Source organism: Pasteurella testudinis DSM 23072, from assembly GCF_900176075.1.
GTDB classification, from domain to species: domain Bacteria; phylum Pseudomonadota; class Gammaproteobacteria; order Enterobacterales; family Pasteurellaceae; genus Chelonobacter; species Chelonobacter testudinis.
Genome location: NZ_FWWV01000003.1, coordinates 38,824 through 64,611, shown reverse-complemented (window position 1 = coordinate 64,611; position 25,788 = coordinate 38,824). Strand labels below are relative to the sequence as shown.

Genomic DNA, 25,788 nt, shown 5'->3' with positions numbered 1-25,788 from the left:
CCTAGCGACTCATTAAAACTTCGGCGATGTGCATGACTTTAATCGGGCTGCCTTCGCGTTGCAACCGTCCGCCGATATTGATCAGGCAGCTGACATCGGCACCGATCAGGTAATCCGGCTGTACTTCGCGGATATGCTCGGCTTTTTCCGTGACCATTTCGCCGGAAATCTCCGCCATTTTCACCGAAAACGTGCCGCCGAAGCCGCAGCAGGTGGTTTGGTTTTGAATCGGCAGCAATTCCAGCCCTTGCACCTGTTGCAATAATTTAACCGGCTCGTCCTGAACGCCCAGTTTACGGAACAGGCTGCATGACGGGTGGTAGACCGCTTTGCCGTCCAATTTGGCACCGACGTCGGTTTGTCCGATTTTGTTGACGATAAAATCGGTCAGATCATAAAAGCGCTCGGCGAGTTTGACCGCTCTTGCCGCCCATTGCGGTTCGTCTTGCAGATAATCGGCGTAGGTTTTGATCGCATACACACAAGATCCTGCCGGAGCGACAATCGGGTAGTCGTTGGCTTCAAAGGTGGTGATCAGGTTTTTAATCGCCGGAATGGCTTGTTTGCTATAACCGCTGTTCAGCGCCGGTTGTCCGCAACAGCCTTGTTTTTCCAGAAAGGTGATGTCACACCTGAGCTGCTCCAATAAAAGCACGCTTTGTTTGGCGACATTGGCTTTTAAGGCATCTGCAATGCAGGTGACGTAAAAATTAACGTTCATTGATACTCCAACAAAGATAGTTTGCCGCCGGAAAGACCGGCAGCATAAAAATTAAGATAAAATCAGGGTCGCAACGAGTGCGGCGATCACCCCGTAAACCAACATCGGCACAACGGTTTTCTTGATGATAACCCCTTCCTGATTTTTAACGTCCAGCACCGAACAAACCGCAATGACGTTGTTGATACAGACCATATTCCCCATTGCGCCCCCCACAGACTGCAATGCCAAAATCAATGGTACAGAAAGTGCGGTGGTTTGTGCAATCGAATATTGGATTCCGCCGAAAGTTAAATTGGAAACCGTATTCGAGCCGGAGAAGAAAGAACCGATTGCGCCCAAATAGGCGGAGAAATAGGTCCAGTTGGCACCGGTCGCTGCGGCAAAATCCCGTCCGATGGTTTGCACCATGGAGTTTTCGCCGCCCAATAACATCAATTTCACCATAATCAATGCACCGATTAAAGCAAAGAACGGTTTTTTGGTTTGATTGAAGGTGCTGGAAAAAATCGCTTTGCTTTCGCTTTTGTTCAGTTTGAACAGGGCTAACGAAATGAGCACGGTGATGATAAACGGAATTAACGACGGCACATACAGGGTTTTATAGCTGTCGTTCACGCCCTGACCAAGAATATTATTCAAGGAAAGAATCAAGGCGCGGCTGACTTCAAACTGTCCGAATTGCCCCAAAGAAACACTGAACCAAGTGGTTGCGTCGTTTAACAATGCTTTGAGACCGAGCTGATGAATACGGGTGACGATCAGAATAACAATCAGCATCAGGGTCGGCAGCATGGCTTTAAAGACCGTAGCGAAAGCGACTTGTTGCTGCGCTTCGTCACTGTTTGTTTTGCTCAGCCCAACGCCTTTATTGGCTAATAGAATGGAGAGCAGCAGACCGACCGCACCGCCGACTAATGCCGGAAACTCATAGTTTACGCTGGCGAGCAACAGGTAAGGCACGGTACAGGTTAAAATACTCAGATAGATAAACAGAATGTTTTTACGGATCTCCTGCCAGCTGGTGACAAAACGTAATGCCATCACAGGAATGACGAATCCGGCGATAAAATGAATGGTGGCGGTTTTATAGCTGATATCCAACATTGTGGCTTCGTCCAAACCTAACGGCGCAAAGCCGAACCACGTCGGCGTGCCGACTGCACCGAACGACACCGGCACTGAGTTCATTACAAGTGCAAAAACGGCGACTTTAATCGGGTTAAAGCCCAGACCGACCAAAATCGGTGCGGCAATCGCCGCAGGCGTGCCGAAGCCGGACGCACCTTCGATCATAAAGGCAAACGCCCAACCGATAATCATCAGCTGTGCCACCGGATTCGGATTGATATTGGATAGCCAGCGGCGCAACACATTGATTGAACCGGAAATTTCCATCATACGGTTAAACAGGATCGCGCCGAAGATAATCGTGACCGGTGTTTGGGTCGAAATGATTCCTGAGATCACATTGGCATTGACCAGCATAAAGTCCTGATCAAAATAGGTCAATTGCAATACATAAACCAGCAAGGCAATCAGCGGCAGTGCGATATACGACGGGGTGCTGTTGCGTTTTACCATCAAATAGATCAGTAAAATAATAGGAAAAAGACTGAGAGTTAACGCCATTTAAAAATTCCTTGATTAGGCAAAAAAAGATAACAGATTAATAAATAACCATAAATATAATGTGCTATTGCGGCGTGTTATAATAATGTAATAAAAGAAAAATAATTGTGATATAGTTCTCAACTTTGTGATTAAAGTTACTAAAAATGGAGTGGGTTGGTGTTGATCGTTGCAAATTTAACCGACCAGATAAAACTAAAACCGCACTTTGATCATATTTGATCGGCAAGTGCGGTTGTGATGTGAGCGGTGAATGGAGAGTGCGGTTAGCCCTTGGTTTGCAGATAGACCACTTGCGTTTGCAGATATTCCTCCAACCCGTGTTTGCCGTCGGCACCGCCGATACCGGATTGTTTCCAGCCGGCATGGAAACCTTGCATCGCTTCGAAGTTTTCGCGGTTGATGTAGGTTTCGCCGAATTGCAGGCGGCGGGTGACATAAAACGCATCATTCAGGTTTTCGGTATACACCGAACTGGTCAAGCCGAACACACTGTCGTTTGCCATCGCTACCGCCTCGTCGAGGCTATCAAAAGTCGCCACCGGCAGCACCGGACCGAAGGTTTCTTCGTGCATGATATCCATCTCGTTTTTCACGTTGGTCAAAATGGTCGGTTCGAAAAAGAAACCTTTTTGCTCAGGGCGTTTACCGCCGAAATGCAGGGTAGCCCCCTGACGAACCGCTTTTTCCACTTTGGCAGCCACTGCGTCAACCGCTCTTTTTTCCACCAACGGCCCCATATCCAGTGTGTCATTTGCCGTCGCCGGATTGCCGAACCGCACTTGTTGCATGGCAGCGGTTAATTTATCAATGAAAGTGTCGTGAATGTCCTGATGAACGTAAACCCGCTCGGCACAGTTACACACCTGTCCGCTATTGATCACACGGGAGGCAACGATCGATTTGACCGCCAAATCCAGATCGGCGTCTTTCAGCACAATAGCCGGCGCTTTGCCGCCCAATTCGAGGGAAACTTTGGTGATATTTTGTGCGGCGGCGATCATCACTTGCCGCCCGGCTTCGACCGAACCGGTCAGGCTGACCAAATCCACTTGCGGATGTTGTGCCAAGTGATTGCCAATCTCTGCGCCTGCGCCGTTGACCACGTTAAAAACCCCTTTCGGCAAACCGGCGGCATGGACGATTTCGGCAAAAATATAAGCATTAATCGGGGTGACACTGGACGGCTTGATCACAATCGTATTGCCGGTTAACAGCGCCGGTCCCATTTTACGAGCAATCAGGAAAAACGGAAAATTCCACGGCAAAATGCCGGTGACCACGCCGTGCGGACGTTTGAACAGAAAGATATTTTCGTTCGGGCGATCGCTTTGGATAATTTCACCCTCGTAGCGGCGCGCCCATTCCGCTTGATAATCCAGATAATCGGCGGTAAACAACACTTCCACTTCGGCTAATTCTTTGGTTTTGCCGCCTTCGGCCACAATGGTATCGGTCAATTCCGCCGCCCGATCACGAATACCTTGCGCGATTTTGCGTAAATAAGCGCCGCGCTGCACCGCAGGCAGCTGCTCCCATGCGGTTTGCGCTTTTTTCGCCGCAGCCACCGCCAAATCAACTTCTGCCGTACCGCCTTTCGGTTCTTTGGCGATCACATCCTCCGTCGCCGGATTCAGCACCTCACGATATTCGCCTGCATGGCGAACAAACTGACCGTCAATATACATCGCTAATGTTTTCATAGATACCTCTTGCTATTGATTAGGAATTGCAAAAATGGATCAAACTGTTCAATTGGATCGCGTTGTGAATATAATCTGAATAAATATAGCTTAAATTTCAGATAAATAGCGTGTTCCAGCTCACATAATTAACAATTTGTTATCAAAAAATAAACAATTGTAATAAAAGAAATTACAATGCCGAGTTGTTATCATTTAGACTGGTCACTTATCGCAATAAAGGCTAAAATATCAGACATTTTTCAAGTAAAGTGCGGTATTCCGCCAACAAACGTTTAATAAAAACAGGTAAACAACATGATTGATCCAAATTTACTGCGTAACAATTTGGCGGAAACCGCCGAGAAACTGAAAATCAGACGGAATTTTAGCCTTGATACGGCGAAAATCACCGAATTGGAAGAGCAGCGCAAAGCGTTGCAGATCAAAACCGAAACCTTGCAGGCGGAGCGCAACGCCCGTTCCAAAGCCATCGGGCAAGCAAAAGCGCGCGGCGAAGATATTCAGGCGTTGTTGGCGGAAGTGGATTCAATGGGCAATGAACTGGACGAAGCCAAAACCGCACTTGAAGCCGTGCAAGCGGAAATGCAGCAGATTGCGCTGAATATCCCGAATATTCCGGCGGACGAAGTGCCGTTGGGCAAAGACGAAACCGAAAATTTGGAAGTGTTGCGTTGGTGCGAGCCGAAACAGTATGACTTTACCGTGCAGGATCACGTCACTTTAGGCGAAAATGCCGACGGGCTGGATTTTGCTGCCGGCGTGAAACTTGCTGGCGCGCGTTTTGTGGTGATGAAAGGGCAGATTGCCAAATTGCACCGGGCCTTGAGCCAATTCATGCTGGATCTGCACACCGAACAACACGGCTATGTGGAAACCTATGTGCCGTATTTGGTTAACCATGAAACCCTGTTCGGCACAGGGCAGTTGCCAAAATTCGGCGAAGATCTGTTCCACACCGCCGCACTGGAAGGCGAGCAGCCGTATGCGTTGATCCCGACCGCCGAAGTGCCGGTGACCAATTTGGTGCGCGGCGAAATTTTAGATGAAGAGAGCCTGCCGATTAAAATGACGGCGCATACGCCGTGTTTCCGTTCCGAAGCCGGATCGTACGGGCGCGATACGCGCGGATTAATCCGCATGCACCAGTTTGATAAAGTGGAAATGGTACAAATCGTTGCGCCGGAAAAATCGATGGACGCGTTGGAAGAGTTGACCGGACACGCCGAAAAAGTGTTGCAGTTACTTGGATTGCCATATCGCAAGGTCTTATTATGCAGCGGTGATATGGGCTTCGGTTCAAGCAAAACCTACGATTTGGAAGTTTGGCTGCCGGCACAAAATACCTATCGTGAGATCTCCTCTTGCTCCAATATGTGGGATTTCCAAGCACGCCGCATGCAGGCCCGCTGCCGCAGCAAAGGCGACAAGAAAACCCGTTTAGTGCATACGTTGAACGGCTCCGGTTTAGCGGTTGGGCGTACCTTGGTGGCGATTTTAGAAAATTACCAACAAGCCGACGGTTCAATCGCGATCCCAAGCGTGCTGCAACCGTACATGGGCGGTTTGGCGTTTATCGGTAAATAAAGCCAACCGCACTTTTGTAACAACGTTTGGTAACGCTAAAACAGCAGGAAATAAAAAATCCCTTTTGTTGTGCTGATCATTGATCACGGTGACAAAAGGGATTTTGGTTTTCAGCTGTTTTTTGGCATTACCAGATATATTTCAGTTCAAGTCCGCCGTTAACTTGGGATTCAATGACATTGCCTTTGGCATAACCGCCCTTCAGGGTGATATTAAAATGTCTGCCCAAGCCGAACACCGCGCCCACTTCGCTTTGCAGGCGGTTTTTAAACAGGGCGGCGTTGAGGGCGTTGTTGTTGATAGACAACTGCGCGTTATTATCGAGGTTGGCAACGTAATAAAGTGCGGTGTACAGTTTCACTCCGTCGCCTTGTTCGAAGCCGAAGCTCTTGTCCAGCATAATGCCGCTGCGTGCCTGCCAGAAATCAAGCGCTTTGCTTTGCACCGTCATATCGTTGAGGCGGTAATCAACCCCGCTTAAACGGTAATAGGTCAAATCAAACGACGGTTGCACACCGACAGTGCCGAACTGCCAACGTTTGCCGATGCCGACGGAGGTCGTCCAAGCGTTTTGTTTAACGTCATGTGCGAGCGCATTCAGTTTGCTTTTCAAACGGTTATAGCTGACGACCGCACTTAGGTAGAGATCGTTATCCCAAATCACTTTGTGATATACACTCAGGGCATGATTGTCGGTTTTACCATTTTGGTTTTCGGCGAATTCGTTTTTGCCGCTGCTGTGAGTGAAAGCCAAACCAAACAACCAATTGCCGCCGTCAAACGCCGTCGCTTTATCCGCCCCGATTTGTTGGGTGTAGAGATCTTGTTTGTAACTGCGGTAATGATCGCTGTGGTAGCGCAGGCGCTCACGATCAACATTTGTCCAGAGCCCGCTATTTTCCGCTGTTAGTCGGTTAATATATTGATTTAACAGGGTTTGCTGTTTGGTCAATAGGTTAAGCCGCGCGCTGTGATCGGAAAGTGCGGTATTGGATCCTTGGCTGATCCAGTTATTTTGGCTAGCGGGTACACTCGGTTGTTCTATCGGCGTAGTCGGTTGTTCTGTCGGTGTAGTTGGTTCTTCTGCCGGTGCAGTCGGTTGTTCTGTCGGTGCAGTCGGTTGTTCTGCCGGAGAAGTCGGCTCTTCTGTCGGTACAGTCGGTTGTTCTGCCGGTGCAGTCGGTTGTTCTGCCGGAGAAGTTGGTTCTTCTGTCGGTGTAGTCGGTTGTTCTGCCGGTGCAGTTGGTTCTTCTGTCGGAGGAGTGGCGTCGGGTACAAGGGCATTATATAAAACGAAGCTGTCGTTGTCGTGTTCTAACGTGTAACGAAACGCACCGAAATCAAGATGACCGTTTTGCAGGCTAGCGTTGATTTTATTCCAATCTTGGGTTGGATTGTTTAATGTTAATAGCGGCAGACGATTTACATTATTGCCGCTGGTTTTGCCGCTGTCTTGCAGTGCCAGCAGATAATTCCCACTTGCCAAACCGTTGACGATAACCCTGTCACTTTTCATATCGGCAAAGGAGCTGTTCAGCTCAAAACGCCCGTCACCGCTCAAATTCCCATTGACGATTAAGGTGTTAAAATTACCGCTTTGCGAGTCACCATTCAGCTTGACGGTTGCCCCTGAATCGGTGCTTAAATGACCGAGCGTGCTGTCGGCGGCCATCGTCCAGATTGCATCGTGCATTAAATGAGTGCGGCTGGTGGCTGCCCCTTGAATTGCGCCTTGATATTGGGTTTTGCCCAGATTCAGATTGGCATTTTCGGCAAGGGTAATATTGCCTTTCACTTGGGCATAAGGCAGATCGCTGTACAGGGCGTCACTAAGTGCGGTTTGGTTGCAACTGACGACACCGCTGCTGTCGCTGCGGGTACATTTCCAGTTGTTGTCCCAATCATTTGCGCCTTTGCTGTAGCCTAAACTGATTTTGCTGTCGGCGTCGGCAACGATATTGCCCTCAAGATTGGCATAGTTGCCTAACTGTAAGGTGGCGCCGGATTCGGCTTTAAAGGTGTCGGCTTTAAAATCGGCAGTGACCCAATCATTGTCAATCACCACATCTCTTTGATTTAAGGTATCCTCTGCATGTAAAGTAGGGTATCCTGATAACAATAGCGTACCGTTATCGACTTTGATTTCACCGTTTAGGTTACTGCCGCCGGAGAGAGTGTAAATGGATGAACTTGTCGGTGCACTATAGGTGAAGTTGAGCTCGCCATTGGTTTTTGCACTGTCGGTTTCACCTAAAATACCTTGGTACATCGCTTTGTTTTTTGCTTCCAGATAAATACTGACGGCTTTATCTCTGTCCGTACCTAAATATTCCCAGCGATCATTGCTGGCGGCATTCGGGAAATACCAATAATTCGGGGTTTTTAAGCGGAAATATTGAATACTGCCGTCACGTTGCGGATATTGATAAATTGTGCCGACAATGCCTTGATATGGTGCGCTCCAATTATAGATAGTATAATTTGTATCACCGACTACACGGATATTTGCCGCTTGTGTGCCGTTATGGTTGACGATTTGCGCCCCGTTATCCACGTTATGAATACGTTCGAAGGTGAGATCATTGCCGTTAATATCCAAACGTCCGCCGCGAAAGCCGAAGTAGATATTATCAGGATTAACTTGCTTATTGTCGCCCAATACCACCGTCGGGCGACCGCTGGCTAACCGCACTTTGTCAAACGCTTGCACTTCGCCTTTCTCGTCGGCTTGTTGTGCGAGAATTGTTGTGCCGTCGCCTGCACTTAAGCTGCCCAAGTTTTTACCTTTGGCTTCGATTTTTAACGTACCTTCACCGATTTTATGCAAAAAATCATTTTCAACACCATTGATTTTCCAAGTGACGGTGCTGTCTTTGCCAATAATTAAACCTGCCCCTTGCCAAGTTTGGTTATCTTGTGGTTGCACGGTGTAATCGTTATGGAAGGTTAAACCGCCTGCACCTTGGTTAATGCTGTCTTGTAAGGTAATTGTCCCGCCGCTGCCGTTAAGGGTAATGTTCTTGCCGGCGTTCATGGCATTGTTATAACCGCCGCTATAGGTATCGCTCACAGTTTCATCTTTGATATGAGATGTCCAGCTTTTATCGGCTTGGGCAAAGGTGGCTGTTTTACCATCGTTGGTTTTTGCCCAAATTAAATCCGAACTGTTTTCTACGAAAGGATCAGTATCTTCAGCATAACGCGCTTGGTTAAAATTCGGCAGATAAGCCGCCCATGCAGAAAATATATTGCCCGGAGTCGCATTGTTAGCCATACCGCCGATTTGAAAACCGACTAAAATCCATTGTTTGGTTTGTGTGTCCCAGGCATAAAGCGGAGAACCGCTATCGCCTGCTCCGGCATAAGAAGTTAACGGACTGACATCGGTATTATCATATAATCCGCCGTTATCCGCCCAAACCGTATCAAGATTGCCTAGTCGGTAAAGTGGGGTAACTGTACCACCGGTTAAATAGTTATAGGGGGCGGAAAGAAAAGTGACGTTCCATTCCGGATCGCGCAGATATTGTGTGCCGCTGCCGGTGCGATATAACGCAGTAAAGCGGTTTTTATCGGTGTAGGCAATATAATTTAAGCCAAGGAGATTTGCCGGTGCGACTTCAGTAACGTATTTATGCAGGCGTGGTGCATGGTAGTCAAAATTATTTTCGGTATTATTGCGATCGACCATCAGATAAGTATGGCGCAGGTAATCCGGATTATTGCCGGTACCGCCGAATCGCAGTGAACCATAGCCGGTATTGTGCTTCACACTGCCCGAATATTGCGGCGCAACCAAAGTTCCGACGCCGTCGGTGCTGGCCGAGCTGAAATCCACCATCGGCGCTTTGTCCAGCGTGCCGATCAGTTCGCCGTTTTTGCCGTAAATCGGCAAATTGGTTGCTCCGACGACAAATTGCCCTTTGTTTTCGCCGAAATCGCGATAGGTTTGGTAAGGAATATCGGAGCGCACCACAGAAGCTAGCGCGTGGGCGTTGACAAAGCAGGCGATGATAATCGCTGAAAGCGGATTCAGTTTAAATGACATGGCTATTATACCTATGAATATCAAGTGGTTAACGGAGAACTAAACACTGAACTAAACGAAAGTGCGGTTTAAGGCGTTCAAGCGGTGGCGAGTGGTTTTTAGTATCACTCAAAATTGTGCGGATTATAACATTAAAATGGTGTTGTGCAGCAAAAAACAGTCGATTAGGGTGTAAATCCATATAAAAATTATGCCTATTGAAGCAATAGGTTATACAAATTAAAACTATTGATATTAATCAATAAAACGAAATGACAAATCCCGCACACTATCTAAGGTCTTACGCATGGTCTTACGTTATTTCATTTCTTTGATAAGGAACACTGTTTTATGAAGAAAAAATTACTCTTTTCCCTTGTTGGGCTGGGGATTGCGGGCTTTTTTGCCACAGTAGCCTATATTAATCACTTTGACAACCAACAAAAAGAAAAACTGTTGGCGCAAAGTGCGATGCAAACGCCGTCGGCAAAATTGGTCGAGCAGGTGCTTTACGACAATCAATGCCAATATTGCCATACGCCGAACGCTGAAGTGCCGTTTTATATTCATTTGCCAATCGTCAACGGCATTATGCAAGACGACATCAATAAAGCGCTTGATCATTTTCTGTTGAGCGAAATTGTCGATCATCTGGATAACCCGCAAGCGATTTCCGCCACCGCACTGGCCAAATTGGAACGGGTGGTGATCAACGACGAAATGCCGACCAAGTCCTTTATTCATCTGCACTGGGGCTCTTCACTGAATGCCGATGAACAAAAAATCTTGTTGGATTGGGTTCGTCAACAACGCAAAGATCATCAGTTACCGGAAGATACGGCAGGCGTGTCGGAAGCCCGTTTTATTCAACCGATTCCTGATCGTTTGCCAACCGATCCGGCGAAAGTAGCGTTGGGGAATATTCTGTTCCACAGTACCGCACTTTCCGGTGATGGCACTGTTTCTTGCGCCAGTTGCCACGGCTTGAATACCGGCGGCGTGGATAATTTAGCCACCTCAACCGGTATTCACGGGCAAAAAGGCGGAATCAATGCGCCGACAGTTTACAATGCGGCATTTAACTTCGTTCAGTTCTGGGACGGACGGGCGTCGACGTTAGCCGAGCAAGCCGGTGGTCCGCCGTTTAATCCGGTGGAAATGGGGTCGAAAGACTGGGACGAAGTGATCGCCAAACTGGATCAAGACAGTGAGCTGAAAGCGGCGTTTTTACAGGTGTATCCGGACGGTTTCAGCGGTGACAACATCACCGATGCGATTGCCGAATTTGAGAAAACCCTGATCACGCCGAACAGTGCCTTTGACCGCTATCTGAAAGGCGATCAAACCGCATTGAGCGCCAATCAGCAGCACGGTTACGAGCTGTTCCAACAATACAAATGCGACACCTGCCACAGCGGTGTAAATATGGGCGGAACTTCTTATGAGTTGATGGGAACCAAAGCCGATTACTTCGCCGAGCGCGGCACGCCGTTGACGGCGGACGACAACGGTCGCTTCGCACAAACCCAAGATCCGCGCGATAAATATCGTTTCAAAGTGCCGGGCTTAAGAAATATTGCCTTAACCGGACCTTATTTCCATGACGCACAAGCGGAAAACCTGCAACAAGCGGTCGAGTTGATGTTGAAATACCAAAGCGGCGTGACCTTGCCGGAACAAGATGTGAGCGATATGGTGGAATTCCTGCACAGCCTGACGGGGGAATTTGAAGGCAAAATCTTAGTCAACGAAAAACAGTGAGTTACCTAAGTTAGCGTTGACAGCACAGATGTAAAGACGAGGGCGGAGGTGAATCCGCCCTTATTTTTTTATATTGATTTAATCTCAGATCGCATTCGGATCGAATAACGTCAAATCAATCCGGTTTTCCGTGCCGTAAAACTGAGATAAGGCTTGGCGTAGGGTTTCGGCACGTTTCGGTAAGCCGTGTTCGGCATAGTGGCATACTTGGGCATAAACCGCACTTTTAAACGGGCGGCTGTCGCCGGCTTGTCCGTTGAGATTATCCGCACTGGTGAAAAATCGTTTGCCGGCGGCAGTGGACAGAATCCATTCGATTGCCTGCGGTTTCACTTCTACTTTTTCGAATAACCGTTGCTGTTCTTCGCTGCGGCCGTCCGGTTCGTACCAATACCCGAAATCTTCCAAATGCCAACGCGAACGTCCCGCCACCAACCAATGCGCGATTTCATGCAGGGCGCTGCTGTAGTAACCGTGAGCAAAGCGAATGGCGTTATAAGTGTGGTTTTCATTGGCTGGTAAGTAAATTGGTTCATCACCGCCTTTTTCTAATTTGGTGTTGTATTCTTGGTAAAAACAGGCGTTGAAGATTGCGATCAGATCGTGATAGTCGTGTTCCATTATGATTTCTGTCCAAATAAAGAAGGGGCTGAAATCAGCCCCGAAAATGATAAAGTGCGGTTGCGCATTATCTTAATTGAGTTTTTGCAGCGCTTCAATCCGTTTTTCTAACGGCGGGTGGCTCATAAACAGTGCCGCCAACGGCGTGCCGCGTTTACCGTTAATCGCAAACGCCGCCAGTTCACCTTCCAGCTGTTGCGGTTCGTGCAAGGTTTGCAAACGTTTTAATGCGGCGATCATTTTTTGTTTGCCGACCAATTGTGCGGAACCGGCATCGGCGTGGAACTCGCGGTAGCGGGAGAACCACATGGCGATAATGCTGGCGAGGAAACCGAATACCACTTCCAGCACCATTGCCACCATGAAATACATCCCGCTGCTGGTTTCGCCGTCACGGTTGCTGGCAACCACTTTGGCGATCATGCGCGACACGAAAATCACGAAGGTATTCAACACTCCTTGCAGCAACGTCATCGTCACCATATCGCCGTTGGCGATGTGGCTGACTTCGTGCGCCAATACGGCTTCGGCTTCGTCACGGGTCATGGTGTTTAACAATCCGGTGCTGACCGCAACCAATGAATTCTTTTTGCTGGCGCCGGTGGCAAAAGCGTTGACATCACTGGAGTGATAAATCGCCACTTCCGGCATCGGCAAACCGGCTTTGCGCGCTTGCGCCTGCACGGTGTAAAGCAGCCATTGCTCCTGTTCGTTGCGCGGTTGGGTGATCACCTGCGCGCCGACCGCTCTTTTTGCCATTGATTTGGACATAAACAGCGACACCAACGAGCCGCCGAAACCGAATAGCGCCGCAAGAATCAGCAAGCCGGCGGCATCTTGCGATTGAATACCGGTTAAGGTCAAAATAATATTAAAAACAAACAACACTGCCATGTTGGTCAACAAGAACAGAATAATTCGCATCATAATGAAACACTCCCGTGAAAAATAAGAATAAGTAAGAATAAGATTGAAGCAATAAATGGTTATCAAAATGTTAATTTCAAGTCTTGCCACTCAGTTTAAGACAATTATTCTGCGAATACTATCAGAACTTTTTAAAATAATAGGCTAAAGTGCGGTCTGTTTTTGCGATCCGGATCGAAAAAAGCGTTGCCTCGAATAGCCGATGAGCGCGAAAAAGACTAGATTAATTGCGTTTAAATCAGTAAAATCGCCGACTTCTTCAACACCACCTTTTCGGTATCCTGCCGACAAGCCGTAATGTGTAATAACGAGGCGTGAATCATCATGACAAATAAAACGAATTTACTCGATCTAAATCGCAAAGCATTGCGTGAACTGTTGCAAGGTTTGGGCGAAAAACCGTTCCGAGCTGATCAACTGATGAAGTGGATCTACCACTTCGGCGAAGACAACTTTGATAATATGACCAATATCAACAAAGTGTTGCGTGAAAAATTAAAAACCGTTGCCGAGATCAAAGCGCCGGAAGTTGCGGAGGAGCAGCGCTCTGCCGACGGCACGATCAAATGGGCGATGCAGGTGGGCGATCAGCAGGTCGAAACCGTGTATATTCCGGAAAATGACCGTGCGACCTTGTGCGTGTCATCGCAAGTGGGTTGTGCCTTGGCGTGTACCTTTTGTTCGACCGCACAACAGGGCTTTAACCGTAATTTGACCGTCGCGGAAATTATCGGTCAGGTTTGGCGCGCGGCGAAAGTGTTAGGACCGCACGGCGTGAGCGGCGAGCGCCCGATTACCAATGTGGTGATGATGGGCATGGGCGAACCGTTGCTGAATGTCAGCAATGTCGTGCCGGCAATGGAAATCATGCTGGACGATTTCGGTTACGGCTTGTCAAAAAGACGGGTTACGCTGTCGACTTCCGGCGTGGTGCCGGCGTTGGATAAATTGCCGGAAATGATTGACGTGGCGTTGGCGGTGTCGCTGCATGCGCCGAACGACGAACTGCGCGATGAAATCGTGCCGATCAACAAGAAGTATAACATTAAAATGCTGATGGATTCGGTCAGCCGTTATCTTGCGGTTTCCAAAGCCAATCATGGCAAAGTGACGATTGAATATGTGATGCTCGATCACATTAATGACGGCACGGAACACGCCCACCAACTGGCGAAAGTGCTGGAAAATATTCCGTGCAAAGTGAATTTGATTCCGTGGAATCCGTTCCCCGAAGCGCCGTATAACAAGAGTTCCAACACTCGAATCGACCGCTTCCAAAAAGTGTTGATGGAGTACGGTTTGACCGTGATCGTGCGCAAAACGCGCGGTGACGATATTGACGCCGCCTGCGGACAGCTTGCCGGAGAAGTGATCGACCGTACCAAGCGCACACTGCATAAAAAAGCGTTTGGCGAGGCGATTGCGATAAAACAGGCGTAAGCGCCAAAATAACTGCGTAAACAAAGGCAGACAATAAGAGGAGAAACATCATGGGATTGCATCAAATTAAACGCCGTTTTATTTTTCCGCTATTGTTCCTTCTTTTGTTAAGCGCTTGCAACACGACCAGTAAGCAGACAAGTGAAAACCAACGTGCGGCTTATGCGCGTGTGCAAGTGGCGCTGGGCTATTTGCAGCAGAACCAATACGAAGCGGCGAAGCAGAGTTTGGATAAGGCGTTGCAGCATAGCGCGGATTATTACCTGCCTTATCTGGTATTGGCGCACTATTACCAGCTGATCGGCAACAATGCGCAGGCGGAAAACCACTATCTGACGGCACTGCAAAAAGATGCGCAGCAGGGCGACAGCCACAACAACTATGCGGCATTTTTGTGTCAGCAGGGCAGATTCAGTCAGGCTTTCGACCATTTTGCCGCCGCACTCGACAGTCCGGATTATTACCGCTTGGCGCAAACCTATGAAAATACTGCACTTTGCGCCCATCAAGCCGGCGATCGGCAACGCCAAAAAGAAGCCCTGCAAAAATTGGCGAATATCGATCCGCAGCAAGCTGCACAATTGAGTCATTTATTGAAATAAACAAGCGCTATTTTTGTGTATTAATGTTGCAGATTGATGATTAACTGTTGCAAAAGCGGAATGACAATTTTAAACTCTGCGCTTGAACTTAATTTTATGGTAATCTCATGGAAAATAAGCAACAACATAAGCAACAACAGCAAAATGAATTTAACGCCAATGAATTTAATCTTGGCGAAACCTTACGCCAAAAACGTCAGCAATTGGGTTTGAGCGTTGAAGAAGTTGTACAAAAAACACATCTTAAAACCGCGATTATTCATCAGATTGAAAATAACGAATTAATTCAGCCTAACTGTCCGCCAACGTTTATGAAAGGCTATGTGCGCAATTATGCCAAATTTTTGAAATTGCCGGAGTCCGTTTGGAATAATCCGGCGATCTCTTATGGTGAGCCGATCCAAAATGATCTGCAGAAAAATATGCGCAATAATCACAGGGTCAATCATTATGCTTCTTATTCCAACTGGATCGGGCGGTTAACGTGGGTGATTGCGCTGATTATGGTGGGTATGACCGCGTATTGGTGGTGGCAAAATTATCAGCAATCACAAGATGAAAGAACCAATTTGGTCGAGAGTTTTTTAAACAATTCGCAAAGTGAAAGTGCGGTATCGGCCTCAAATTCAAGCGCGGATAGTGTGCTTTTACCCACGCCGACGGCTATGGAAAATAATACCGCACCCGACGCACTCGGAACGGAAACGGTTGATAGTGGGGCAGGATCTGCAAGTGTCGGTTTAAATGCCGCTAATGCAGATAATTCGGCTATCGGGCAAAGCGGCACATTAAGCGCGCTAACGGCGTCCGAAGCCAATGTGGTGTTAACACCGCTGGCCGATAACGGCATGCAGAATGAAAGTGCGGTGACTTATCAGGGGCAAGCCTACCAAGGGCAAACTTCAGGGCAAGTACTCAGCAATGCAATGGAACAATTAGACGGCGGCAGCGCAACCGCAAATGCCGAAAACGGCGATCAAAGTGCGGTAGGTGATAATATCGCGGCGATTGCAGGCAACGGGCTGACAATCGAAATTATCGGCAATAGCTGTTGGCTGAGCGTGCGTGATGCAAATCGCAAAGTGTTGGCGCAAAAAGAGTATAAGCAAGGCGAAGTTCTGAACTTTGCTGACGGCGAACCGTATTCGTTGGTGATCGGCGCACCGCAAAATGTGCGGATTACGTTCCAAGGGCAAGAAGTGCCGTTGACGATTGACGGCCGTGTTGCGCGGATTAAATTGCCTAACTAATCGCAATAGAGATAGGATATGTTAAAAGAAACTCCGATCAAGCGTCGTGAATCGACAAAAATTTATGTGGGCAACGTACCGATTGGCGGTGATGCGCCGATTGCAGTGCAGTCGATGACCAACACCCGCACCACCGATGTGGAAGCCACCGTGGCGCAAATTAGAGCGTTGGAAAAAGTCGGGGCGGATATCGTGCGTGTTTCGGTACCGACGATGGACGCCGCCGAAGCCTTTAAATTGATTAAACAGCAAGTTTCCGTGCCGTTGGTGGCGGATATCCATTTTGACTACCGTATTGCGCTGAAAGTAGCGGAATACGGTGTCGATTGCTTGCGGATTAATCCGGGCAATATCGGACGGGAAGATCGAATCCGTGCGGTAGTCGATTGCGCCAGAGACAACAATATTCCGATTCGGATCGGCGTTAATGCCGGCTCTTTGGAACGGGATATTCAGGAAAAATACGGTGAACCGACCCCGCAAGCGCTGTTGGAATCTGCCTTGCGCCATGTGGATATTTTAGATCGGCTTAATTTCGATCAATTTAAAGTCAGTGTTAAAGCTTCCGATGTATTTTTGGCGGTGGAATCTTACCGCTTATTGGCAAAAGCGATTAAACAGCCGTTGCATCTGGGCATCACCGAAGCCGGCGGTGCCAGAGCCGGAGCGGTAAAATCCGCCGTCGGACTGGGGCTGTTGTTGTCGGAAGGGATCGGCGATACCTTGCGTGTTTCGCTGGCTGCAGATCCGGTCGAAGAGATCAAAGTCGGCTTTGATATTTTAAAATCATTGCGAATCCGATCACGCGGTATTAACTTTATCGCCTGCCCGACCTGCTCCCGTCAGGAGTTTGACGTGATCGGCACGGTGAACGCACTAGAGCAGCGTTTGGAAGATATTGTCACGCCGATGGACGTGTCTATTATCGGTTGTGTGGTCAACGGGCCTGGCGAAGCCTTGGTTTCCGATTTGGGCGTGACCGGCGGCAATAATAAGAGCGGCTTCTATCTGGACGGTGTGCGGCAAAAAGAGCGGTTCGACAATGACAATCTGATCGATCAGCTGGAAGCCAGAATCCGTGCCAAAATCGCCATGCAAGATCCGTCACAGCGCATTGATCTGCTTACTACTCATGAATAATAACAAGGAATAAATAGACGTGGCAAAAACCATTCAAGCAATTCGTGGAATGAATGACTGTCTTCCGCAAGACACGCCGTTATGGCAATGGCTGGAAGCCGTAGTCAGACGGGTACTGACCAGTTACGGCTACAGTGAAATCAGAATGCCGATTGTCGAATCGACACCGTTGTTCAAACGCGCGATCGGCGAAGTGACCGATGTGGTCGAAAAAGAGATGTTTACTTTCGATGACCGCGACAACGAAAGCCTTACCCTACGTCCGGAAGGCACGGCGGGCTGTGTGCGTGCCGGTATTGAGCACGGTTTGTTGTATAACCAAGAGCAACGTTTATGGTATATGGGGCCGATGTTCCGTTATGAACGGCCGCAAAAAGGGCGTTACCGTCAGTTTCACCAAATCGGAGTGGAAGTGTTCGGTATTGCACAGGCAGAGATTGATGCCGAGCTAATCCTGTTGACCGCCCGTTTGTGGAAAGCACTGGGGATTGCCGATCATGTCAGTTTACAACTCAATTCTATCGGTTCGTTAGAGGCACGTCATAATTATCGCCAAGCGTTGGTTGATTTCCTCCAGAATCATCTGGCGATTTTAGATGACGATTGCAAACGCCGTTTAACCACCAACCCGCTGCGGATTTTGGATACCAAAAACGCGCAAATTCAAGCCGTTTTAAATGACGCGCCGAAACTGCATGACTATTTGGATGACGATTCCAAACAGCATTTTGCCCGTTTATGTGCGATTTTGGATCAAATGGGAATTACCTATGAAATCAATCAAAAACTGGTACGCGGTTTGGATTATTATAACAAAACCGTCTTCGAGTGGGTGACGACCGCACTTGGCGCACAAGGTACGGTATGCGGCGGCGGTCGCTATGACGGTTTGGTCGAACAATTGGGCGGACATGCCACCAGCGGCGTTGGTTTTGCGATGGGCGTCGAGCGTTTGATTTTGCTGGTACAAGAAGTGAACCAAAGCCTGAGTTTGCCGGCGGCAGTGGATATTTATGTGGTACACAGCGGCGAACAAGCGACGTTGCAAGCCTTTAACGTGGCAGAGCAGTTACGCGCGGTTTGTCCGCAGAAAAATGTGATGCTGCATTGCAGCGGTGGTAATTTCAAAAAACAATTTAAGCGTGCCGATAAGAGCGGTGCGGTATTTGCCGTGGTGATCGGCGAAGAAGAAGTACAAAACGGACAATTGGTCGTGAAAGATTTATTGGGCCGCACACAACAACAAACGTTGCCGACAGCGGAAGCTATCCGTTTTTTGGCGCAAAATGTATAACTTTAGGGAGTAAAATCAGTGTCTTATATTACCGAAGAACAACAAGTCGAAGAACTGAAAAGCTGGTGGAAAGAAAACAGCAAGGTGATTATCACCACCTTTATTTTGGTTGTTGCCGGCGTATTGGGTTGGCGCTATTGGCAGACGCACCAAATCAGCAGCCAAATGGCGACCTCAAACAGCTATGAGCAAGTGACCCAAGCCTATTTGCAAAATCCGCAGGCGAATGCCGAACTGCTGCAAAAATTTGTCGATGACAATAAAAACTCCAGCTATGCTGTGCTAGCGCTGTTCACGCAGGCGAAAAGTGCGGTAGAGCAGAACAATTTGCCATTGGCGGAGAGCAGCCTGCAACAGGCGTTGCAACTAAGCGCTAATGATGAACTGAAATCTATTTCTGCGCTTAGGCTGGCTGAATTGCAGGTGCAGCAACAGCAATACGATCAAGCGGAAATCAGCCTGAAAAGTGTTACCGACAAGGCTTGGGAAAGTAGTCAACAGCAGTTGTCGGGCGATATTTTACTGGCAAAAGGCGACAAAAATGCAGCCCGTCAAGCCTACCGGCAGGCGTTAAGCAGTGAAAATTTAAATAATTTGGATAGACAGCTGCTGCAATTGAAAGTTGACAGTTTATCAGAATAACCAGTTGATCAAATTTTATTATACAAGAGGAAAAACAATGTCTGAATTACAAACCATTATTGAGAACGCATTTGAAAATCGTGCAGAAATCACTCCGAAAAGTGTTGATGCGACAACCAAAGCCGCAATCGAAGAAGTCATTGCCGGTTTAGACAGCGGAAAATGGCGTGTTGCAGAAAAAATCAACGGCGAATGGGTGACGCACCAATGGTTGAAAAAAGCAGTGTTACTCTCTTTCCGTATTAATGACAATCAGTTAATGGAAGGTTCGGAAACCAAATATTTTGATAAAGTGCCGATGAAATTTGCCGGTTATGATCAAGCCCGCTTCGAAAAAGAGGGTTTCCGTGTCGTTCCGCCTGCGGCAGTGCGGCAAGGGGCATTTATCGCACGCAATACCGTGTTAATGCCGTCTTATGTCAATCTCGGCGCTTATGTTGATGAAGGCACGATGGTCGATACTTGGGCGACAGTCGGTTCTTGCGCGCAAATCGGTAAAAACGTGCATCTGTCCGGCGGTGTCGGGATCGGCGGCGTGTTAGAGCCATTGCAAGCCAATCCGACTATCATTGAAGACAACTGCTTTATTGGCGCCCGCTCCGAAGTGGTGGAAGGCGTGATCGTCGAAGAAGGCTCGGTGATCTCAATGGGCGTGTTTATCGGGCAAAGCACCAAAATTTATGATCGCGAAACCGGCGAAATCCACTACGGACGCGTACCCGCCGGTTCGGTGGTTGTTTCCGGCAGTTTGCCGTCCAAGTGCGGTAAATATAGCCTGTATGCTGCGGTTATCGTGAAAAAAGTCGATGCTAAAACGCGTGGTAAAGTCGGCATCAATGAATTATTAAGAACGATTGATGAATAAAAGAGCAATTTTCGCTTAAAAAAGACACCCTGATTGTAAATATTAGGGTGTTTTTGCGTTATAATGCTTATTATTTAGTCATTTTGATAAAAAATAGTTGTACTGGGGGGAAAAATGTTGGAAACTTCCCCTCGCTGAAATATGTGTCAGTTATGTAAATAAATATTTTCATAATGTGAACAAATTAACCAATCACACTTGAGTTAAGTGAGAATTGGCTGATCAATAAATAGAGGAGTTTTAAATGAAAAAGTTACTATTAACTACCGCACTTTTAGGTGCTACAGCGTTAACCGTAATGGGTTGTGACGATGCGAAAAATGCAGCGACAGAAGCTAAAGATGCTGCGGTAGCGACGGCAACAGAAGCAAAAGACACTGTCGTTGAAAAAGCGACTGAAGTAAAAGACGCCGTAGTTGAAAAGGCAACCGAAGCCAAAGACGCTGTGGTTGAAAAAGCCGCAGAGGTTAAAGATGCGGTAGCGGATAAAGCCGCTGAAGTTAAAGACGCCGTAGCGGATAAAGCAAGCCAAGCGAAAGAAGCCATCACCTCAACTGCGACAGAAGCAAAAGATGCCGTTAATGAGAAAGTGGCTGAAGCGAAAGATTCAATCGACAACACAGTTGCCAACGCAACCGAATCCGTAGAAAAAACGCAAGCCGAAGCAGCGCAAGCTGTTGCTGATGCGCAAGACAGCGCACAACAAGCAACCAGCCAAGCAGTTGAGTCTGCAACGCAACAAGCCACAGCCGCACAAGAGAGTGCTGCCGCAGTTGCAACTGACGCAAAAGACGCTATTGCCGAAAAAGCGGCTGCCGCCAAAGAAAGCGTAGCAGAAGCTGCAAGCGAAGCGAAAGCAGCTGTTGCTGATAAAGCAGCAGAAGCGCAAAGCGATATCAATAAATTGATGGGCAACAGCGAAGCTGCCAAATAATTTACGCTTAAACGTATAAAATTGAAGCCTCTATTCGATGAATAGAGGTTTTTTATTTTTATATTCAAAGGGTTATCAATAGGATTCAGGTTTTTTTAGAAATTTTATCCGTGTTTATGCTATAATAACCGCCTTAAATTTTAATTGCGTAGCGCTAAGCGCAAATACAATGCAAACAGTAATGAACAAATATAATGCACAAACCGATTTAGCGGAAAACCAGTGCGGAGAACAAGAATGATAGCAGCTAACAAACGTTCGATTATTACGCTTTTTTATGATGAATCCAGTTTGGGGTCACATCAGGTCAGAATGGTTTTGGCCGAAAAAGAAGTGCCTCACGAACAAGAATTGATCCAACCGGATATTATCAACGAAGACTTTTTGGAATTAGGCACCAACGGCGAATTACCGACATTGGTTGATCGCGATTTGGTGCTGTTCAAACCGCGTATTATTTTGGAATATCTGGACGAACGTTTTCCCCACCCGCCGTTAATGCCGGTTTATCCGGTTGATCGTGCCAAATCCCGTCTGCTGATGCAGCGCATCGAACAAGACTGGTTTTCGGTGATTGAACAGGCGGAACGATTGGCAGAAAGCGAAAAACTGAAAATGTTGAATGAGTTAAAAGACGAATTGTTGTCTTTCGGTCCGATTTTTGCGCAAAAACCGTATTTCTTAAGTGAAGCGTTCAGCTTGGTGGATTGCTATATCGCGCCGATCCTCTATCGTCTGCAAAGTTATGACATCAAATTTACCGGCGCCGGCAGCAAGGCAATTAAAAACTATATGGATTTGGTGTTCGAGCGCCCGTGCTTCGTCACATCGTTAAAAAATGCGCCGCAAAAAGTGATTGCGGAAAAATAGGTTGTAACATGACAGCGTTAACGACAACTGCAAAACGGCCTTATCTGCTGCGAGCCTATTACGATTGGCTGCTGGATAACGATTTGACGCCTTATTTGGTGGTGGACGCATTTTACCCGAATACTACCGTGCCTGATGATTTCGTCAAAGAGGGGCAAATCGTCTTAAATATTTCGCCGAATGCCTGCGGCAATTTGCAACTTGGTAATGATAGAATCCTGTTCAATGCCCGTTTTAAAGGGATTCCGCGAGATATCGTGGTGCCGATGGGCGCTGTCGTGGCGATTTACGCCCGTGAAAACGGCGACGGCGTGATGTTTGAGCCGGAAGCGGTTTACGAACGTGAAATTGAGCGCAGTCTGGGCGATTTGGTTGAGCAACCGTCCAGCTTTAGCGAAATCGTCGATAAACCGAAAACCATAAGCAAAAGCGAAAAAAGCAAAACAAAACGCTCGGCAGCGCATTTGAAGATAATAAAATAGGCGCTGCGCAGGGATTGCAATCAGCTCAATTCTGATTAACCGCACTTTTTAAGCAAAAGTGCGGTTTTGTTATTTATGGCAGCCGGATTTTCCGCTTAAAGAATCAATAATCGGGCAAGCACTCTGTTCGTCGCCCGGACAGGCGGCGGCAAGTGTTTCCAGTTGCCGTTTCATTGTTTGCAGTTTGATAATCTGCTGTTCGATATGGGCGATTTTATCCAATGTGCGTTGTTTGATTTCGCGGCTGTGGCGCAGCGGATCGAGGTAGAGATCGAGCAATTCTTTTGATTCCGGCAGGGAAAAACCGACGCTGCGTGTGCGCTGCAAAAAATTCAACTCGTCAACGTGGCGCGCGTGATATTGGCGATAGCCGTTGTCAGCGCGTTGCGGCGGCGTGATCATCGCTTTTTGCTCATAAAAACGAATCGTTTTATCGCTTAAACCGGTCAGTTCGGCAACTTGTTTGATATTCATAAAAAAACGGCTTGACCTTACAGTTAGAGGAAGGTTTATTCTAATCCTGTTTACAGCAAGATTCAATCGATTGAAACCGACAAAAAAGGAGCATTTATGTCAACCATTTTGGGATTGGCGCAGCTGTCCTGCCAAAACTGTGTGCGCCATGTCAGGGAAGCGCTGCAACAAGTAGACGGCGTGGAAAGTGTTAAGGTCAATTTGCATTATGCACAAATCGAGGGCAGTGCAGCCGCTGCCGATTTGGTGCAAGCGGTGATCGAAGCAGGCTATCAGGCGCAAACCGAACCAGTGGCAAAATTTAATTTGGCACTGCACGGGTTGTCTTGCCGGCATTGCGTGCAGTCGTTGGACAAGGCCTTAACGGCATTTGATCCGAATTTAATTTATCAATTGAGCCTGAACGAATTGAACGTTTATGCCGATTGTGAACCGAGTGCGCTGATTGCGGTGGTGGAAAAAGCCGGTTATCAAGCGCAATTGACTACGGTGGGGGAGAGCGACGCCTTCCCAAAAACTGAGCCGAAGACCGCAGCGCAAACAACCCAACCCGATCAGAATCTGCCGGCGACCCAACTGCTCTTGAGCGGCATGACGTGCGCCAGTTGTGTGTTGAAAGTGGAAAAAGCGCTGGCGGCAGTGCCGCAGGTTGCCAAAGTCAATGTCAATTTGGCGGATAACAGCGCGATAGTTTACGGACAGGCGGCGCCGAATGAGTTGCTAAGTGCGGTTGAGCGTGCCGGTTATGCGGCGGAAATTGTCGAGGATCAGCATTTGCGGCGGGAAAAGCAGCGGCATAATAGTGAAAAAGAGATTCGACAACGTAAACGGCAGGCGAGCGTGGCGTTGCTGTTCGGCTTCGGGTTAATGCTGTGGGGAATGGCGTTCGGCATGCGTGTCACCGCCGAGTCGCAAGGGCTTTGGCTGCTGGTCGGGATCGCCAGTGCGCTGGTGATGGCATTTAGCGGCGGACACTTTTTTATCAGCGCATGGCGCAATTTGCTGCACGGCAATGCCACGATGGATACGCTGGTGGCGCTCGGCACAGGTGTGGCTTGGCTGTTTTCGATGGCGATTGTGCTGTTTCCGCACTTTTTTCCTGAAAACGCCCGCCACCTCTACTTTGAGGCCGGTATGATGATTATCGGTTTGGTCAATTTAGGCAAAATGCTGGAAACCAAAGCCAAGCAGCGCTCTTCCAATGCGTTGCAGAAATTGCTCGATCTCACGCCCGCCAGTGTGAATGTGATTGCCGATAATCAAGTGAAGAAGCTGCCGTTGCAACAGGTGAAGTGCGGTATGTTGTTGGCGCTGAAAACCGGCGATCGGGTGGCGGTGGACGGCATTGTCGTCAGCGGCGAGGCTTGGCTGGACGAGTCGATGTTGAGCGGCGAGCCGTTGGCGGTGAGTAAAAAAAGCGGCGATTTGGTTAAAGCCGGTACGATTGTCGATAACGGCAGTTTGCGGATTGAAACGACCCAAGTCGGCGAACAGACCGTTTTGGCAAATATCATCAAACTGGTGCGCCAAGCGCAGAGCAGTAAACCGAAAATTGCGCTGTTGGTGGATAAAGTGGCGGCGGTTTTTGTGCCGATTGTAGTCGTGATTGCGATCTTGGCGGCGGTAATCTGGGCGCTGTTTGGCCCAGAGCCGAAAGCGGCGCATGCGTTGGTGGTGCTGACCACGGTATTGATTATTGCCTGCCCATGCGCATTGGGGCTGGCGACACCGATGTCGGTGATCGCTTCCGTCTCCCGTGCGGCGGAATTGGGCATTTTAGTGCGTGATGCCGATGCCCTGCAAAAAGCCGCTCACGTCAAGGTGGTGGTGTTCGATAAAACCGGTACGTTGACCGAAGGCAAGCCGAAATTGACCGCGCTTTATCCGGCGCAAGGGCAAAGTGCGGTCGAGTTGCTGCATTGGGCGGCAAGTTTGGAGCAACAGGCGAATCATCCGTTGGCGAAAGCGTTATTGGAATCGGATCAAATTGATGCGACCGCACTTTCTGATGTCAGCGAATTTGTCACCTATAAAGGCATGGGCGTTGGCGGAAAAATAGCGGAGCAATCTTTCTATCTAGGCAACGCACGCTTAATCGCCGAGCGGAATATTATGATTCCGACCGCGCTGGCTGCGCAGGCAGACCAAGAAAGCCAAGCCGGCGGCACAGTGATTTATCTGGCGAATGCCACACAGCTTATTGGTTTTGTCGTGGTTAAAGATCAATTGCGGCAAGAGAGCAAAAGTGCGGTACGGCAGTTGCAGCGCAGCGGCTATCGAACGGTTATGCTGAGCGGTGATCAACAGCAAACTGCTGAGGCGGTCGCCAAGCAGCTTGGAATTGATCAAGTAATTGCCGGTGTGTTGCCGCAAGGCAAAGTCGATGTGATCCGTGCATTGCAGCAGCAAGGCGATAAGGTGGCGATGGTGGGCGACGGCATTAATGACGCACCGGCGCTGGCTCTAGCTGATGTCAGTATTGCGATTGCCAGCGGCAGCGACGTTGCGATCGAAACCGCCGATTTGACCTTGATGCGCCACAGCATTGATGCGGTTTCCGATGTGTTGGCACTGTCCAAAGCCAGCATTGCCAATATCAAACAAAACCTGTTGGGCGCATTTATTTATAACACGCTGGGTATTCCGATTGCTGCCGGTGTGTTGTATCCGTTCTTCGGCATTCTGCTTAATCCGGTTTTTGCCGGTGTGGCGATGGCACTGTCGTCGATTACGGTGGTGACTAATGCCAACCGATTGCTGCGTTTTAAAACCGATAACGTTTCACAGCGTGAAGCGGCAAAGTAGTAAACCGCACT

General features: G+C 48.4%; 20 protein-coding genes. 13 read left to right on the top strand and 7 right to left on the bottom strand.

The window, feature by feature from the left end:
- Position 1: 1 nt before the first annotated feature.
- The 3 genes from B8880_RS03165 to aldA all read right to left on the bottom strand — a co-directional run bounded on the left by B8880_RS03165 (position 2) and on the right by aldA (position 4,056).
- On the bottom strand, positions 2-721 hold the full coding sequence (locus B8880_RS03165) for a (Fe-S)-binding protein (RefSeq protein WP_084255969.1): 720 nt from the start codon (positions 719-721) through the stop codon (positions 2-4).
- A gap of 51 nt (positions 722-772) precedes the next feature.
- The gene (locus B8880_RS03160) at positions 773-2,353 is read right to left on the bottom strand and encodes an L-lactate permease (protein WP_084255968.1); all 1,581 of its coding nucleotides are present in this window, start codon (positions 2,351-2,353) and stop codon (positions 773-775) included.
- A 266-nt stretch (positions 2,354-2,619) separates the two neighbouring features.
- A complete protein-coding gene (aldA, locus tag B8880_RS03155) occupies positions 2,620-4,056 on the bottom strand; it encodes an aldehyde dehydrogenase (RefSeq protein WP_084255967.1) in 1,437 nt (478 codons plus the stop codon).
- A gap of 297 nt (positions 4,057-4,353) precedes the next feature.
- On the opposite strand from aldA, the gene serS reads away from it, so the two are divergent.
- Complete coding sequence (serS, locus tag B8880_RS03150; protein WP_084255966.1) at positions 4,354-5,643, top strand: serine--tRNA ligase; 1,290 nt, start codon at positions 4,354-4,356, stop codon at positions 5,641-5,643.
- A 127-nt stretch (positions 5,644-5,770) separates the two neighbouring features.
- Here the strand turns inward: serS and B8880_RS03145 are convergent, their stop codons facing one another.
- A complete protein-coding gene (locus B8880_RS03145) occupies positions 5,771-9,691 on the bottom strand; it encodes a S6 family peptidase (RefSeq protein ID WP_084255965.1) in 3,921 nt (1,306 codons plus the stop codon).
- 330 nt (positions 9,692-10,021) lie between these two features.
- Between B8880_RS03145 and B8880_RS03140 the strand changes: the two genes are divergently transcribed.
- Positions 10,022-11,431 carry a cytochrome c peroxidase gene (locus B8880_RS03140; RefSeq protein ID WP_084255964.1) on the top strand — a complete coding sequence of 470 codons (1,410 nt, stop codon included), beginning with the start codon at positions 10,022-10,024 and terminating at the stop codon, positions 11,429-11,431.
- Positions 11,432-11,515: 84 nt separating this feature from the next.
- On the opposite strand, the gene B8880_RS03135 is transcribed toward B8880_RS03140, so the two are convergent.
- Positions 11,516-12,052, bottom strand: a complete 537-nt coding sequence (locus tag B8880_RS03135) for an elongation factor P hydroxylase (protein WP_084255963.1) — start codon at positions 12,050-12,052, stop codon at positions 11,516-11,518.
- Positions 12,053-12,124: 72 nt separating this feature from the next.
- The gene (gene htpX / locus B8880_RS03130) at positions 12,125-12,979 is read right to left on the bottom strand and encodes a protease HtpX (protein WP_084255962.1); all 855 of its coding nucleotides are present in this window, start codon (positions 12,977-12,979) and stop codon (positions 12,125-12,127) included.
- Positions 12,980-13,303: 324 nt separating this feature from the next.
- Here htpX and rlmN point away from each other — a divergent pair, with 324 nt between their 5' ends.
- The 10 genes from rlmN to B8880_RS03080 all read left to right on the top strand — a co-directional run bounded on the left by rlmN (position 13,304) and on the right by B8880_RS03080 (position 22,498).
- Positions 13,304-14,419 (top strand): dual-specificity RNA methyltransferase RlmN, encoded by a 1,116-nt coding sequence (gene rlmN / locus B8880_RS03125; protein WP_084255961.1) that lies wholly within the window; start codon positions 13,304-13,306, stop codon positions 14,417-14,419.
- 50 nt (positions 14,420-14,469) lie between these two features.
- Positions 14,470-15,021: a type IV pilus biogenesis/stability protein PilW gene (gene pilW / locus B8880_RS03120; protein ID WP_084255960.1), complete on the top strand. Its 552-nt coding sequence runs from the start codon at positions 14,470-14,472 to the stop codon at positions 15,019-15,021.
- 107 nt (positions 15,022-15,128) lie between these two features.
- Positions 15,129-16,271, top strand: coding sequence for a RodZ domain-containing protein (locus B8880_RS03115; RefSeq protein WP_084255959.1), 1,143 nt, complete (start codon positions 15,129-15,131; stop codon positions 16,269-16,271).
- 18 nt (positions 16,272-16,289) lie between these two features.
- A complete protein-coding gene (ispG, locus tag B8880_RS03110; RefSeq protein ID WP_084255958.1) occupies positions 16,290-17,411 on the top strand; it encodes a flavodoxin-dependent (E)-4-hydroxy-3-methylbut-2-enyl-diphosphate synthase in 1,122 nt (373 codons plus the stop codon).
- A 19-nt stretch (positions 17,412-17,430) separates the two neighbouring features.
- Positions 17,431-18,705, top strand: a complete 1,275-nt coding sequence (hisS, locus tag B8880_RS03105) for a histidine--tRNA ligase (protein WP_084255957.1) — start codon at positions 17,431-17,433, stop codon at positions 18,703-18,705.
- 18 nt (positions 18,706-18,723) lie between these two features.
- Positions 18,724-19,347, top strand: coding sequence for a YfgM family protein (locus tag B8880_RS03100; RefSeq protein WP_084255956.1), 624 nt, complete (start codon positions 18,724-18,726; stop codon positions 19,345-19,347).
- A gap of 37 nt (positions 19,348-19,384) precedes the next feature.
- Positions 19,385-20,212: a 2,3,4,5-tetrahydropyridine-2,6-dicarboxylate N-succinyltransferase gene (dapD, locus tag B8880_RS03095; RefSeq protein ID WP_084255955.1), complete on the top strand. Its 828-nt coding sequence runs from the start codon at positions 19,385-19,387 to the stop codon at positions 20,210-20,212.
- A gap of 244 nt (positions 20,213-20,456) precedes the next feature.
- On the top strand, positions 20,457-21,146 hold the full coding sequence (locus B8880_RS03090) for a hypothetical protein (RefSeq protein WP_084255954.1): 690 nt from the start codon (positions 20,457-20,459) through the stop codon (positions 21,144-21,146).
- Between the two features lie 237 nt (positions 21,147-21,383).
- Positions 21,384-22,016, top strand: a complete 633-nt coding sequence (locus tag B8880_RS03085; RefSeq protein ID WP_084255953.1) for a glutathione S-transferase N-terminal domain-containing protein — start codon at positions 21,384-21,386, stop codon at positions 22,014-22,016.
- A gap of 8 nt (positions 22,017-22,024) precedes the next feature.
- Positions 22,025-22,498 carry a ClpXP protease specificity-enhancing factor gene (locus B8880_RS03080; protein WP_084255952.1) on the top strand — a complete coding sequence of 158 codons (474 nt, stop codon included), beginning with the start codon at positions 22,025-22,027 and terminating at the stop codon, positions 22,496-22,498.
- A 69-nt stretch (positions 22,499-22,567) separates the two neighbouring features.
- Here the strand turns inward: B8880_RS03080 and cueR are convergent, their stop codons facing one another.
- A complete protein-coding gene (gene cueR, locus B8880_RS03075; RefSeq protein WP_084255951.1) occupies positions 22,568-22,972 on the bottom strand; it encodes a Cu(I)-responsive transcriptional regulator in 405 nt (134 codons plus the stop codon).
- A 96-nt stretch (positions 22,973-23,068) separates the two neighbouring features.
- Here cueR and B8880_RS03070 point away from each other — a divergent pair, with 96 nt between their 5' ends.
- Positions 23,069-25,777 carry a cation transporter gene (locus tag B8880_RS03070; protein ID WP_084255950.1) on the top strand — a complete coding sequence of 903 codons (2,709 nt, stop codon included), beginning with the start codon at positions 23,069-23,071 and terminating at the stop codon, positions 25,775-25,777.
- Positions 25,778-25,788 lie beyond the last annotated feature (11 nt).

Excerpts from the sequence above, each read along its gene's own strand:
- B8880_RS03165 (WP_084255969.1), bottom strand. The coding sequence starts at position 721 with ATGAACGTTAATTTTTACGTCACCTGCATTGCAGATGCCTTAAAAGCC.
- B8880_RS03160 (WP_084255968.1), bottom strand. The coding sequence starts at position 2,353 with ATGGCGTTAACTCTCAGTCTTTTTCCTATTATTTTACTGATCTATTTG.
- aldA (WP_084255967.1), bottom strand. The coding sequence starts at position 4,056 with ATGAAAACATTAGCGATGTATATTGACGGTCAGTTTGTTCGCCATGCA.
- serS (WP_084255966.1), top strand. The coding sequence starts at position 4,354 with ATGATTGATCCAAATTTACTGCGTAACAATTTGGCGGAAACCGCCGAG.
- B8880_RS03145 (WP_084255965.1), bottom strand. The coding sequence starts at position 9,691 with ATGTCATTTAAACTGAATCCGCTTTCAGCGATTATCATCGCCTGCTTT.
- B8880_RS03140 (WP_084255964.1), top strand. The coding sequence starts at position 10,022 with ATGAAGAAAAAATTACTCTTTTCCCTTGTTGGGCTGGGGATTGCGGGC.
- B8880_RS03135 (WP_084255963.1), bottom strand. The coding sequence starts at position 12,052 with ATGGAACACGACTATCACGATCTGATCGCAATCTTCAACGCCTGTTTT.
- htpX (WP_084255962.1), bottom strand. The coding sequence starts at position 12,979 with ATGATGCGAATTATTCTGTTCTTGTTGACCAACATGGCAGTGTTGTTT.
- rlmN (WP_084255961.1), top strand. The coding sequence starts at position 13,304 with ATGACAAATAAAACGAATTTACTCGATCTAAATCGCAAAGCATTGCGT.
- pilW (WP_084255960.1), top strand. The coding sequence starts at position 14,470 with ATGGGATTGCATCAAATTAAACGCCGTTTTATTTTTCCGCTATTGTTC.
- B8880_RS03115 (WP_084255959.1), top strand. The coding sequence starts at position 15,129 with ATGGAAAATAAGCAACAACATAAGCAACAACAGCAAAATGAATTTAAC.
- ispG (WP_084255958.1), top strand. The coding sequence starts at position 16,290 with ATGTTAAAAGAAACTCCGATCAAGCGTCGTGAATCGACAAAAATTTAT.
- dapD (WP_084255955.1), top strand. The coding sequence starts at position 19,385 with ATGTCTGAATTACAAACCATTATTGAGAACGCATTTGAAAATCGTGCA.
- B8880_RS03090 (WP_084255954.1), top strand. The coding sequence starts at position 20,457 with ATGAAAAAGTTACTATTAACTACCGCACTTTTAGGTGCTACAGCGTTA.
- B8880_RS03085 (WP_084255953.1), top strand. The coding sequence starts at position 21,384 with ATGATAGCAGCTAACAAACGTTCGATTATTACGCTTTTTTATGATGAA.
- B8880_RS03080 (WP_084255952.1), top strand. The coding sequence starts at position 22,025 with ATGACAGCGTTAACGACAACTGCAAAACGGCCTTATCTGCTGCGAGCC.
- cueR (WP_084255951.1), bottom strand. The coding sequence starts at position 22,972 with ATGAATATCAAACAAGTTGCCGAACTGACCGGTTTAAGCGATAAAACG.
- B8880_RS03070 (WP_084255950.1), top strand. The coding sequence starts at position 23,069 with ATGTCAACCATTTTGGGATTGGCGCAGCTGTCCTGCCAAAACTGTGTG.